Below are 13365 nucleotides of genomic sequence, written 5' to 3'. Positions count from 1 at the left end.
CCTTTCTACCAATCATCGTTGCCACTATCTTCTTCAATATAAATAATATTTTGTTGTTGAAGAAATTTTTTCAAACCGTCTATGGATTTAGTTCGTGTAGTTGAACCATCATCATCTTTTTCTACGCGAAAAATGATAAATGTTGCTTCAGACACTTCTATTTTTTTAGCAAGCAAATCAGTCCAGTTATCTTTCGATAACAATATGTTATCTTTTCCTATGAATATTTTGTTATTTTTAAAGACTAAATTCAAAATACGGTGGATTTTATTTGATAATGCTTTATTCGTTCCATGTTTCCAACGAAAATATTCTAATTCTTGCTGTAACTCATTTTTTTGCTTTTCGAGCATACCAATTTTGACAATCTCATTAGACTTTACTCCATGAGGTAGTACGATAAAAAATGCAAGTAAAATAAATACAATGTCTAGTAGAGGTAGTATGCGTTTTCCAATATCAGGCTTCTTCATCTGTGCCTTCTTTTAAGGAAACAAGTTTTGGATTGTTTGTCTGACACCAAGCAATTAATTCAAGGTAATACGTCGATAAGAAATTAAACATAAATAGATTAAGTACAGCAAAAAATAATCCAAATAACGTTGTTGATAATGCGGGAGCTATGTGTGTTGCAATGTCTTTTACTGTTGGCATATCTTGCGAAGAAATCACATATAATGCGCCCATTAATCCCCATACTGTTCCCATAATTCCCATCATTGGCAGCATTTCTATTAAGGACGAAATATAACGAATTTTTAATTGCTCACGTGTTATAAATAGTGGATCATTTTGAGCTTTTTTATAGAAGGAGTTGCTAAAAGTTGTAAAACGTTTCCAAGTTTGATATAGAAGGATGAAACATCCAAGACCGATGATAATAAAGTCTAATAGTGTGAGGCGATTTTGAAAAAATTCTATGGATTGTTGAAAAGCTTGAGATTCTAAGTATTCAGAGAGCATGGCATTTCTTTCTTTAAATACAAATGGCGAGTACGTTTTGTACTCGCCATTTGGTCATGCAGCTAATTAATTACTTAACTTCAGGAATGATGTACGGTTTTAATGTTATTTTGGCATTACGTGAAGCGCCTGGATAATTTTTGTACTCTTTATTTTCCATAGTATAAAAAACATCTACGTAATCATCGTCATTTGTAAACCAATTTGCAGGCATTACTTTGATTATTTCTGAGGCTAAATCAAATAGAGCTTTGTACTCAGTAGATATACTACCAAGAACATCAATAAGTTTTAATGCAATATCTTTGTAATTGGTATTATCATCATGTTCAAATACATTGATGTTGCATGCTTGGTAACGGTAGTTACCCCAAACAACAATTATTTGATTCGGAAAATAATCTTTATCGTCTTTGTCAAGGTAAGGCATCTCTTGAGAAATGATATTTGCTCTATCGCCTTCTATATCAATTCCATTTACAAGTAGATACATTTCTGCATCACCTAAAATCCAAGGTTCTTTATCGTCATTGACGCGAATGTAGTCTAGTTTTCCTGTTGCCAAACCTGCACGACGTTGTAGAGCTTGTTGTGGCTGAAGGCCAGCTTTTCTCAATTCGTCGTTTAGTAAACTAAGACCTGCGCGCATGTCTGCTTTTGAGTTTAACTCAATAATCAAAACTGGACGCGAAGGAGCTTTCTCTACAGAAAGTTGATGAACATTCCCATCAGAATCAAATGCTTCAATTTGTTTCCAGTCTTTTTCTTCGCCTTTTGGCGCAAAAGTTACTAGCATTTGAGAAAAATCCATTGTTTCAGTAGCACGTGTGTTATCTGCATGTAGACGCACTTGCAAAATTTCGTCTAGACGATTTGTGATCCCTTTTTGTTCGCGAATATTACGGTCGAAATTAGCACATCCTTGTCCCAAATCGCCACAACGGCTATCACCAAAAACTTCTGTATAATCGTTTAGTAGCGAAACTAAAGAATGATTACTGTCGTGTCCAGAAAGACGACTTTCAAGGAAAGCACAGAAAGCAACCTTGTTTAACTGTTGTGCAAATTGCTTTGCAATCACTCTTTTTTGTTGTGACATATCGTTAAGATTTACATCAGTATTAAGCGTTTCCATATCAGCAGATATAGAAGAAATAGCCAACACAAAAATTAACAGTATTGAAAAAAATCTCATATTCTCCCCTTCTCTAGTGAGGTTTTACATATCTTATAGATATAAAGTTATCTTTGTTTAGAGGATTCCTCTATACATTATTCTATTTTTTTTGGTTAAACTTATCAACAAAAATTGTTATTTTATAACTCCAATAACAAATGTCCTTTACAAAATGTAGGAAGTCAATTGTGGATTTTGAATTTACTAATACAATATTTTTGCTCAATTATCTTTACTTGTTATCTTATCTAATTAAGAACGTAAAGTCTTATCGCTATTATCTTGTTTTTATTGTTGTTGCAACTACTCTAAGTGTAATACCTTTAGTTTTTCCTCATAAATATAATTTTTATCTGACCATTCTTAATGGTTTTGTCTTTGTTATTCTTGGCGTTGTTCCTGGTATTCTAGCTAAAATGATTTATCGCGGTATGCAAAATCATCGAAAGCCTTCGAACAAGATTTATTTTTATAGCTCTCTTCGTTACATGATCACTTGGGCTCCTATCCATAAATATGAACGAAATGTTTTCAAGTCTTTGCGCTTACTTTCCCAAAATAAATTAGAGGAATGTATTACATACACCCAAGAGCAATTGTCACAAGCACCACAACAATTTCATTCGTTTTTCCATACATTCCTTCTCTTATGTTTTAGCTATAAAGGGTTAAACAAAAAAGCTATTAGTGTTTTTGAAGATGAATTACAAGGAGCAGTTCATATTTCGTTGCGTCATATGGTCGAAGTGTATGCAGAGGAAAATCGGCTTGATAAAGCAGCACAGTTCCTTATCGTTCTAGAGTCTTCTCCTGAAACCTTAAAAGAAGAGTTATATGAAGCGCGAAGCCTTTTTTGTGCCTACACAGGCAATATAAAAGAATTAGAGAAATGTAAAGAGTTTTTGCCTTTATGGAAATGGCAGTATGCGGAAGGTATTTTCTACCGTTTTCAAAATCAACCACAGAAAGCAAAAGAATGCTGGGATAATTCTTTGTCACACTGCGATACTAGAGCTATTCCAAAGATTAATTTACAAATACAGTATTTAACAGAACAAAAAAACATTGATTCTCCTAACGAAGACTTGTTAAAAAAACTAGAGAATCTTATGTTACAACCCAAAACATATATGAAAATGAATAAAAAAGAACCATTTGAAATTGTTCATACTGTACCAGTTGTTACGTGGATGATAATAGCTACAAATAGCATCATATTTTTGTTAAGCGAGATTTTGGGTGGAAGCACCGATATTTTAACGTTAACACGTTTGGGGAGTAACGATTTTCTTATCGTAGAACATCAACAAGAATATTGGCGTTTTATTTCATCTTTATTTTTACACTATGGTTACTTGCACATTGCACTCAATATGCTAGGGCTGCATTTATTTGGTAAGCTAGTAGAAGGTCTATATGGTTGGAAAAAATTTACGTTGATTTACTTTGCGACGGGGATTTTTGCAGCGGTAATTAGTTTTGCAACGCACGAAGTGATATCAATGTCTGTTGGTGCATCTGGAGCTGTTTGTGGTTTATTGGGAGTGAATACCTATTATTTTTTGTTTTGCGGAAAAATGCACCCTGCTATACGTAAGCATTATATTTTTTCATTTTTGTTCATGATTTCTGCGATGATTGGAATGAGTTTTTTCTTCGATTTTATTGATAATGCTGCCCATTTTGCTGGTATAGTGGCAGGTTTTGTATTAGCATTTCTTTTAGACAAAAAAAAATCTATTCAATTTGGACACTATCTACAAAATGCTCTTCTTGTTATTGTTGGTATGGCACTATTTACAACATATTTTAATATTTACAATAAATATTCTACATATCCCTATCATCTAAAAACGGTTCCCAAAAAGATACAAGGTATGCAACTAGACTTACCATTTAGCTGGAAATCATACGCACAAAAAAATAAAAAATCTTCCCAAGAGTATCAGTACTTTGATCGTTATTCTATTGATAGTGAATTAAAATATGCACAAGCTTTTATTCATTTTGTAGTGTGTGATGAAGCGCAAAAGAATATTCTCGTTGCGAAAAAACTACTTAGACTTCAGTATTACAAAAATATAAAAGTAAGTGAAATAACAAAACAAAACATCAATAATAATATGTGGCAATTATACGAAATATCTTACAGCGAAAATATAAGAAAGAAGCAAGTTAACTTGCGCGAAGATTGGTATTTTTATTCGAATGGAAAAAAAGCATATTTTGTTACTTTTATTTTTGCAAACAATTCGTACCAAAAATACCAATCGATGAAGATGAATATTTTAGAATCGATAAAATTCTGATTTTTGTTTACCAAGGTCTTTTTTATTACAAGCATCGAATGCTTTTTGTGCTTCATTAAATTCTTTGTAACGTAGTAAAAATAGACCTATTTCGTAGTAACGTTTATTGAGAGAAACGTTTATTCTTACTCCATCATCAAAAACTTGCATTAAGGACTTGAGAGTAAGTATTTGCAAAGGAAAAGATCTTCTTTTTTTGTTGTTAATTATAACAACTCGTCCTTTTTTATAGAACAATTTTCCATTGAGATTATATACTTTACCTTTTTTTCTAACACTTAAAGAGTAATTACCCTTTTTATTTGCTTTTTGTAACCCGTTCATTAGAAGATCACGTCCTTCGTAATGTAGTTGAATATCTCGTTGAAGGGCAATTATATTTTTGGCTACATAAGGTGAAATGTTTTTATATTTTGTCGTTGCTTTACGGACATTTTGGTAATTTTCTTGGTCACGATCAGCTTTGTCCATGTATAAAATAGCTTCTGCGTGTATTAATCGCAATATAAACACTTCAGTTTTGATTGCTTTATGATCCACTTTTTTCTTTAAAAACGTTCGAAGTTTCGCAACTCCTTCTGCGAAGCTTTTTTGTTTGATATGTTTTGTTAGAAATAAAAGTAGCATGTTTTTCTTTGATTTATTCAGTGTAGTAAGCATTTGCGGTAACATATTATTATTTTTGTTTTTTAGCCAAGAAAGTGCTTTCTTAAACTCTGCTTTTTCTGCATCTTTTTGTGAAATATGTATTAATTTTTTTGTTGTATCTTGAGCGTAAAACATTAGTTTTTTGTTAAGATTAATGCAAATTGTTTCTAAACCAGGTGACTTTTGGTATTTATCCAGTAGAGTTTTTGTTTGCTTGAAATGATTAATACTTTTAAGTTCATTTACTTTGTTTGTTAGTTTTTGAGTAACTTCTTTTATTTGTTTACCTCTTAATTTTTGTAATTCTATAGAGTTACTATATTTTTGAGAAAATTTAGCAATTTCATTGAGGTTGTCAAAGTAATTTTGTTGTTGGCTATTAATCTTTCGTTCTAGAACTAGAAAAGCTTGTTGTTCTTGTTTAGATATAGGTTTTTCGCCACTTCTTAGTTCTAAAATTTTAGCATATGCAATATCAATATACTTTTGCGATTGCTTTAATACATCTTGAGCGATGATAGGGTGTTGGAACCATAAATAGGCAAAAGAACCTCCAGAAAGAAATATCACAAAGATTAAAAAATTCACCATTTTTCGGAAAAATGATTTTTTCTTTGGGCGGGGTATTTTCTTTTTTTTGCTTTTGATGTCATCGTCGAACATGACATCTACTTTCTTTGGTGCTTTTTTATGTGGCGTAACCTTGGGAATAGGGGGAACATGTATACGAGAAGCTCTACGTGGTTCTACATTGCCAGTATATGTTTTTGTGGTGTTGGTATTTTTATCTTTTGTTGCAAAAGGTACTGGTGTAGGTGATAGAGATTGTTTTTTTTCTTTGTTTGGTGTAAAAGGTCTTTGCTGAGTTTGTTGTATTCTACTTGGAAATACTTTTTGTTGCGTTTGTCTTGATTTATCTGTGGTTTCGGCTTTTTGAGCTTCGCCTTTTTGGGCTTCACTAGATAAAGCTCCCAAAAATTCATCCCAATCTTCTTTTTTTTCTGGCTTTTTTTCAACAGCTGGTATATTTGGTATTTGCAATCGTCTTGTCGGAGGATTTTTATAAACAGTACGTTGTGGCTCTTCTTTAACGTTGTCGCGTGATGTTTCTGAAACAATAGGAGTTGCATAGTTATCTGTAACTGTTTTTTGTGGTTCTTCTGCTACATCTTGTACAAAAGAGTTCCACTCTGAATGTTCTACTGCTTCGGTTGCAGGAGGTTTTTCTGAAACCACGGGTTTTACTTCTTCGGTTTGAGGAGTAACATCTTGCACAAAAGAATTCCATTCACTATGCTCTACTGCTTGAGTTGAAGCAGGTTCCTCTGAAACTACTGGTTCTACTTTGTCTTCTTGAGGGGCGACATCTTGTACGAAAGAATTCCACTCGCTATGCTCTGTTTCGGCTGTTGAATGTACAACAGGAGGTGCTGCTTCTACTTCTTCCTCCTGAGGGGCAACATCTTGCACAAAAGAATTCCATTCGCTATGTTGATCTTGGGGTGCAGTGTTTACAACAGGAGGCGTTGTTTCTATTTCCTCTGTTTGAGGAGCAACATCTTGCATAAAAGAGTTCCACTCACTATGTTCATCTTGACTTTGTGAATCGACAGTGGGATGCTCTGGTACTACTTCGTCTTCTTGAGGAGCAACATCTTCTACAAAAGAATTCCATTCACTGTGTTCATCATTAGTTTTGGTAGTATCACTATCGAGGCCCGCATTACTTGTTGGCAAATTTGCAGTTAGATTATTTTCGTCAACTGGTTGTTCAACACCAATTTCTTCAACAAAAGATGTCCATTCATTTTGTGAATTAGTATTCTCCGTATCCGTTGCTATACGACTGGTAACATCTGCTTGGTTTCTGCCAATAGGGGGAAGTTTAGTCTTATTGCTTCCCTTCACTTTCTGAACCATATTTCTTGTTGTAACACTTGGTTCATAAGGAGAAAGATAAAAAAGAAACCCGCGGATTTCTCCTTCTATAAATGGATCAAACCCTATTTCGTATTCTTTATTTTCTAACAATAAACTGTAGTAGTCTTCGATAAATGTTAGTGCATTTTCTTCGTTTTCTACTGCATTAATTGGCGTAGGAATTGTGGTTGTTAGAATGCCAGAGACCACTTCAACATTAAATATATTGTCGTTGTTGTTGAGTTCGTAGTAGGAAATATAAGATAAGTCTTCAAAATTTATATCAGGGTTTTTATCCTCGATTAGTTTCCCTATAAAACCAATTTCTTCTGTACCGTCAACATCTAAACCATGTATTAATATAATAATCCACCTGAGGGCTTTCATATTTACAGAACCTTAACTTTCTTGTTATTGGGATTTTTTTGGTTTTCTTTATCTTACCTTGTATTTCTTTTCATTACTAGGTTACTTAGGACGTGCTGGCATACCCACCGAAACGTAGGATTCTTTTTAGCAAGATACGTCATGACTACAACTTACTAAAAAAAGAAGAGTAAGTTTCGATGTGCGAGTGTTTTTGTTAGCTACTTAAAAGTATAAAAGAAGTATGTTGAAAATAGCAATATTTTTTATTTTTTATAAATAGGTATGGCTTTAAAATATATAACTTACTGTTTAAAGGTAGAGTAATACTGAGACTTTCAGTTACAATTTTGTAACTGAAAGTCATTTGTCCAAATCTTACAAATTTGAATACTCTCATCCTTGTACTTTACATTTATCAAGAAGCTTCTACAACTTTAAAATTCATCAATTACTTTTAGTAAACTAGGTATTGCTGGTCGATCACCGGGATGTTTACCTACGTATGCGTAACGTACAATTCCGTCTTCATCAATGATAAGAGTTGATGGCTTTGCTAAGCTACCGTTTATTTTGAATTCGTTTACTAGATTTAAATCAGCGTCCAAAACGACAGGGAAAGGTAAGTCGAAACCTTCTTCAACATTTTGAACTGAAGCAATAAAATGTGGAATTGTATCTATTTCTCCAGGATAAACAAGAATAACTTCAGCATTTTTTTCATGAAATTTTTTGATATGCTTACTAAGCGCAATTGTTTGCGATGAGCAAACTAAACATACACTGCCAGCAAATCCGCGTAAAACGACAAGCACTAATTTTTTGTTAGGAGTAAATTCGCTAAGGTCAATAACTTCACCATTCGAATTTACAAAACGCAAAAAAGGAAATTTATTGCCAATAAGCTCATTGTTTGGGGTTTTTTTCTCATCACTATTTTCGAATTTTTTTACTAAATTGGTAATCATCTTTTTTTGGTTACTCGTCCAAGTTTGTGGAGGTTGAGCACTTGGAATGGTATATTGTATAGGACGTACTTGAGTTTCTTGTTGTACGCTACCCATTTGTTGCCTAAATGAATTTACTTTCGATTGTAAATCTGAATTACTTTTTTCTAAAACGTCGACTCTTCGTGTTAAGTTAGCAACTCTTACTTGTGTTTGTTGCAGTACTTCTGAATGTTTTAAAAATGCATCTTTTGGAATACCTGACGATTTTGGAGGCACATTTAAAGTGCAACTAGTGAGGCACAAACAAGTTAAAATAACGAAATATTTCATTTTATTTCCTCGATATAAATTGTATTTTAGAACCCAAGTCTGTTCTAGAAACAGACTATTTATTAAAATTATAAGTTTTTTTTATTACTAAGTGAATAATAATTTTAGGATGTCCTAAGAATAGAAAGATTTGTATGAATATTCCCAATATATTAGAAATACCTTACGAGCCTGAGATTGCATTTTCCATGCAGGAAAAATATGCTTCGCAAGTACAAATGTCTCCTCCACAAAACAAAATTAAAACTATTGCTGGAGCCGATGTATCTTATGTTGGTAAAACAAATGAAGCCTACGCTTCTGTTGTGGTAATTGATCGCGAAACGAAAGAAATTATTGAAGAAGCTACTTGGAGTGGTTATACCCAATTTCCTTACCGAAGTGGTCTATTGGCGCTACGAGAAGCCCCATGTCTTATTGAATTGTTTAAAAAACTAAGTATTGAGCCAGACTTAATTATTGTAGATGGTCATGGCCAAATACATCCTCGTGGTTTTGGTTTAGCGTGCCATATGGGATTGTGCTTTGAGCGTCCAACAATTGGCTGTGCAAAAACATTTTTTATTGGTAATCAAGGTGAACTCGATGAAGAGCGAGGGGCTTTTTCTAACGTAACTGACGATAACGGGCGTGTTATGGGTCTAGCTCTACGAACACAAAAGAAAGCTCCCCCTGTTTATGCCTCCGTCGGAAATTTATGCGACCTAGATACAGCCCAAAAAATCATTTTTGAACTTTCTTCGCGTAATAATCGATTACCATTACCAGTGTTTTATGCACACCATTTGTGTTCTAAGTTGCGCAAAAAAAAGGACAACTAACAGCATCTAATCTTTATACCAAACTAATGAAGCTATTTTCCACTGTTTTTCTTTGTTACGTATAAGTAGGAAGTGGTCAATACCTGTTTCAGGTGGATGCCCTTTCTCTTCAAAAAGCCACTTAACGACAACAGATGCGCTTTTTTTGTCTTCCTTTGCTGTGAAAGAAGTCATTGTTTCACGTACGTTTCCAACTTCTTTAGCTAAATACGTACTTTGACCTTTTACAAAAGTGTTGAGATTTTGTTTTTTGTTTATAGTACCGTTCTTTATATAGATAATAACTGCTTTTTCGTGAAACAAAGAGCTATATACCTGCATGTTATTATTCGACCAAGAAGTAAAATATTTGTTCAAGAATGGTTCTATGTCGTGACTAACATTCTCTTTTTTTACACTGCAAGCACAGAGTAATAAACACATAACCAATATATAATGTGCTTTTTTCACAAAAGCCTCCAAAGTAGTGGTACGCCCTAACCTGAATTCTTGTACTAGTGACCTGATAAAACTAAAAATTAAAAGAACAAAGTGTTAATGAGTAAATATTAGGAGGGCAAATCTCGCCCTCCTAATATAATCAGCAATAGTAATTAATCTTATGGCAAAATTATTTTATTTTTCTAACTCAACAAAATAGTTAGATTTTTGTCCACCAGCTTGAATAATAATTTTGTGTTCTTTATATTTCGCCATTTTGATTGATAAGTTATACTTACCAGGAACTAATCGCCAACGATAACTTCCATGTTCATCAGCTATTCTTTGTTCTTGCTCTTTAAAATTAATTTCTGTAATACTTAAAGAAGCTGCTAATGGTTTTCCTGTATCCTTGTCGAGTACTTTAATATGTACATGTGGTTTGGTTAGTTCATCTAGCATAAAAGGAAGTACTTTTTGTACAGATGGCCACACTCTATTTTCATATGTAGAAAAAGATGGTTGAAAAGAACTACCAATTTCTAGTAAAAAGGAAATAGATCCGTACAAGCCGTAGTGATGCTCAAAGTCTTCTCCAGAAGAAGAAGCTACTCGTTTACCAAATCCAACATGATTTGCTAAACGATCGCGAATGTCGTTGTAAACATTTGCTTCTGCCATAAAACCGCAACGATATGGATATAGAACTTCGTCGCCTGAACTGTGGTAAGATATAATGTACTGCGCTTGTAGTTTTGCGTTTAAGCGATCCATTACTTTTACTTCAGACTCCGATTGAGGAGAAGGGCCTTTAAATATATCGCTACTACCATTGCTTGAGTTAGAACCGCAAGCTCCCCATTTAAAGCTGTAATTACGATTTAAATCTACTCCTTGAGAGCCATCATTATTACGCGCGCGATTTTTTCTCCACATTCTGTTGTTGCTAAATACATACGCTAATCCATCAGGATTGACGACGGGAACAAACCATACAGCACTGTTTTCTAAAGCAGAAAGAAATTTTGCATCACCTTGTTGTGCGCGCTTCAAATAGTCTTTCGCTGAATCTAAAACAGCATGATGGGTCATTAACTCTCTAGCATGGTGCTGCCCAATAATGACGATTTTTGCTTCATCTTCAACTAAATCAGGGTTTAAACTTACTTGAAGTGCATAGAGAGAACGTCCTTCTACAGTGGAGCCAAGACCTAACCATTCATTTAAATTAAACAACTTCGCCCATTTAGGATAAGTTTTTTCTAGTTGTTGTAATTCATTTAATGTTTGCTCAGGACCATAATAATCTTCAGCATTATCACGTTTATTGCTGTAGCTTTCATAAGATTCTGAACTGACAATTTCATCTATTTCAAACAATATGTTACGCTTTTGTAAAATAGAGCATTCTTTTTCTAAGAAACGTGGAGTATCAGTAATGATTTCTAACCTATTCGTTTCTTTGTTGTAACCAGAGATATCAAACCCTTTAGATTCAAGATGGTCTCTAATCTCCTGTACACTACTATCATCCACTTTTACAGTTACTAAATAATATTGCTCAGCAGAAATGGTAACAAACAAAATTGCTGCCAGCAAAATGTGAATATATTTACTCATATATACTCCCCTGATATGAAAATTTTTATCTGTTACTTGGTTTCTACGTTGCTCGGAAGTTATTTTGGTAGGGCTTTAAATACCTACAACATAGTTGTCAAGAAAAGTAAAACTGATACTGAAAAATACAATAACGAAGTAACTTGATAAAGTTTTTAGAACACAAGCCTTGTTTTAAACTAACTTTTTTTAGTGTCATTGTCAAGAATTGAGCAAATTTAAGTATTTTAGACAGCAAGGCTAATCTAACAAGCATCGCGATACCAACGATCGAAATTGGAATTATTGTATAAATTGATCGTACAAAAAATTAAGTGACACGCCAAAAACATTTACCATTAAAGTTTATTCTCTTGAGCAACTATTTTTGCCAGGTCACTTAAGTAACAATGATTTATCAACTCTAATATTTTTGTTTGCTTAGATCTACTTCGTCTTGTTGTTCGCGTGGTGCGGCCTTTTCTTTTTCTAACGGTAATTCTAACTGTTGCTGTTTTTTCTTTTGTTGTTCTATTTTCGTTTTTTTCTCTAAAGCCTTCGTCCACAAATCGTATTTTTTGTAAAATGTTCGCTCTTTTTTATTCACTCCGGCAAACCGATTTTTTTGAATCACTCTACGACCATTAATATTTCTCACAGTAAAATTATTTCGTGTAAAGTTGAGCTGCTTGTGGATTTTTGCTCTTTCTTCGAAGTTCCATTCGGGTCCTGGAGGAAATTCTTCTAGTATTTCTTTTTCTTCTTTGCTCAATCGCAAAAGTTCTTTTTCTTTTTTGTCTGGTTCTTGGGTTGCTATTTTCTTTTGGCGCTCTTTTTCTAAACGTTTTTCTTCTATAATTTTCTTTTTTAAACGTGCGTTAAATTGCTCTTTTAATTTTTGTGTTTTGTTCTCTACTTTTTCTTTTACATTTTGGGCTTTACTAATCCATACTATTTCGTGAATGTTTTTATATGGAAGAAATACATAACCATTTGAGTGGTTTACATACCATAAACGCAATCCCGAAGATCTCGGAAGTTTTTGCTGTTGAGTAACATACTTTTTTTGTTTAAGAAGAAGTTGTTTTATTTCAGAGTTTTGTTGCGAAGCGGTTTCGTAGCCAGAACGAAATACTTCTACAAATTTATCTTCCTTTATTGTACCACTAAACATTTGACCGTTGTGTAAGTAAACATTTACCTTGTGCTCACTGCTATATACTACAGATAGCAAAAAAGAAAATATCAAAAAAGAATATGTTCTTATCATTGTATAATCTCCTACTCTAGTTTTTTTAGAGTGCTCTTTAGATTTTCTAACTACTTATTATATTATAACATAAATATGACTTGATCCGAGAAAAACATGGCTGTAATACCTTTATTATGCATCAAAATTCGGTATATTTTTTACAATTTCCTTTTGCTTTTTCTGTAGGGTATTTTTTTGCGTTTTTTTGCATTTTTTCTTCAATAATAGACTCTACATCTAAATCATGTTTGTCCGCCAGCATCAAAGAGCAAATAAATACGTCAGCCAGCTCCTCTTTTAGTTTATCAATATCAACTTCATTGTGTTTTTTCCATAAAAATAATTCGAGAAGTTCGCTAGCTTCTACATTAATAGAAATAGCAAGGTCTTTTGAATTATGAAACTGTTCCCAGTCTCGTTCGTTGCGAAAATCGATAATTCCTTGTGTGATTTTTTTGATTTGCTCCATGTTTTTCCCTTTTACTAAAATTGAATTAATACTAAAATGTTTAAACGATCAACAAAAGTAGGGCGTGTTGACATTTGGGGTTATACAATCTGGGTTATTTTAGAGAGTGGTGAAATACATTGAAAGGCCAAAGTTGTATTT

11 protein-coding genes are annotated in these 13365 nt (G+C 33.4%); 2 read left to right on the top strand and 9 right to left on the bottom strand.

From position 1 onward, the window contains the following. Positions 1-5 precede the first annotated feature (5 nt). The 3 genes from UABHE_RS27745 to UABHE_RS27735 all read right to left on the bottom strand — a co-directional run bounded on the left by UABHE_RS27745 (position 6) and on the right by UABHE_RS27735 (position 2158). A complete protein-coding gene (locus tag UABHE_RS27745; RefSeq protein WP_372366572.1) occupies positions 6-473 on the bottom strand; it encodes a biopolymer transporter ExbD in 468 nt (155 codons plus the stop codon). Then, entirely contained in the window at positions 460-963 is a 504-nt protein-coding gene (locus tag UABHE_RS27740; protein ID WP_372366571.1) for a MotA/TolQ/ExbB proton channel family protein, read from the bottom strand. The genes UABHE_RS27745 and UABHE_RS27740 overlap by 14 nt, the downstream gene beginning before the upstream one ends. A 70-nt stretch (positions 964-1033) precedes the next feature. Next, positions 1034-2158 carry a DUF3103 family protein gene (locus UABHE_RS27735; protein WP_372366570.1) on the bottom strand — a complete coding sequence of 375 codons (1125 nt, stop codon included), beginning with the start codon at positions 2156-2158 and terminating at the stop codon, positions 1034-1036. 170 nt (positions 2159-2328) lie between these two features. Between UABHE_RS27735 and UABHE_RS27730 the strand changes: the two genes are divergently transcribed. Continuing rightward, on the top strand, positions 2329-4449 hold the full coding sequence (locus tag UABHE_RS27730; RefSeq protein WP_372366568.1) for a rhomboid family intramembrane serine protease: 2121 nt from the start codon (positions 2329-2331) through the stop codon (positions 4447-4449). Here the strand turns inward: UABHE_RS27730 and UABHE_RS27725 are convergent. Beyond that, on the bottom strand, positions 4429-7404 hold the full coding sequence (locus UABHE_RS27725; RefSeq protein WP_372366567.1) for a hypothetical protein: 2976 nt from the start codon (positions 7402-7404) through the stop codon (positions 4429-4431). The two genes, UABHE_RS27730 and UABHE_RS27725, sit on opposite strands and share 21 nt — an antisense overlap. 416 nt (positions 7405-7820) lie before the next feature. After that, entirely contained in the window at positions 7821-8663 is an 843-nt protein-coding gene (locus tag UABHE_RS27720; RefSeq protein ID WP_372366565.1) for a peroxiredoxin family protein, read from the bottom strand. 134 nt (positions 8664-8797) lie between these two features. Between UABHE_RS27720 and UABHE_RS27715 the strand changes: the two genes are divergently transcribed. Continuing rightward, a complete protein-coding gene (locus UABHE_RS27715; RefSeq protein WP_372366564.1) occupies positions 8798-9484 on the top strand; it encodes an endonuclease V in 687 nt (228 codons plus the stop codon). A gap of 6 nt (positions 9485-9490) precedes the next feature. Here UABHE_RS27715 and UABHE_RS27710 read toward each other — a convergent pair whose 3' ends face one another. The 4 genes from UABHE_RS27710 to UABHE_RS27695 all read right to left on the bottom strand — a co-directional run bounded on the left by UABHE_RS27710 (position 9491) and on the right by UABHE_RS27695 (position 13224). Then, the gene (locus tag UABHE_RS27710; protein WP_372366563.1) at positions 9491-9934 is read right to left on the bottom strand and encodes a nuclear transport factor 2 family protein; all 444 of its coding nucleotides are present in this window, start codon (positions 9932-9934) and stop codon (positions 9491-9493) included. Positions 9935-10099: 165 nt separating this feature from the next. Continuing rightward, positions 10100-11524, bottom strand: a complete 1425-nt coding sequence (locus UABHE_RS27705; protein ID WP_372366562.1) for a M14 family zinc carboxypeptidase — start codon at positions 11522-11524, stop codon at positions 10100-10102. Positions 11525-11927: 403 nt separating this feature from the next. Next, positions 11928-12773: a hypothetical protein gene (locus UABHE_RS27700; protein ID WP_372366561.1), complete on the bottom strand. Its 846-nt coding sequence runs from the start codon at positions 12771-12773 to the stop codon at positions 11928-11930. 121 nt (positions 12774-12894) lie between these two features. Then, positions 12895-13224 carry a nucleotide pyrophosphohydrolase gene (locus tag UABHE_RS27695; RefSeq protein WP_372366560.1) on the bottom strand — a complete coding sequence of 110 codons (330 nt, stop codon included), beginning with the start codon at positions 13222-13224 and terminating at the stop codon, positions 12895-12897. Between the last annotated feature and the right edge of the window lie 141 nt (positions 13225-13365).

It is taken from the genome of Candidatus Uabimicrobium helgolandensis, from assembly GCF_041508025.1.
GTDB lineage: Bacteria > Planctomycetota > Uabimicrobiia > Uabimicrobiales > Uabimicrobiaceae > Uabimicrobium > Uabimicrobium helgolandensis.
This window is presented reverse-complemented; position numbering and strand designations above follow the sequence as displayed.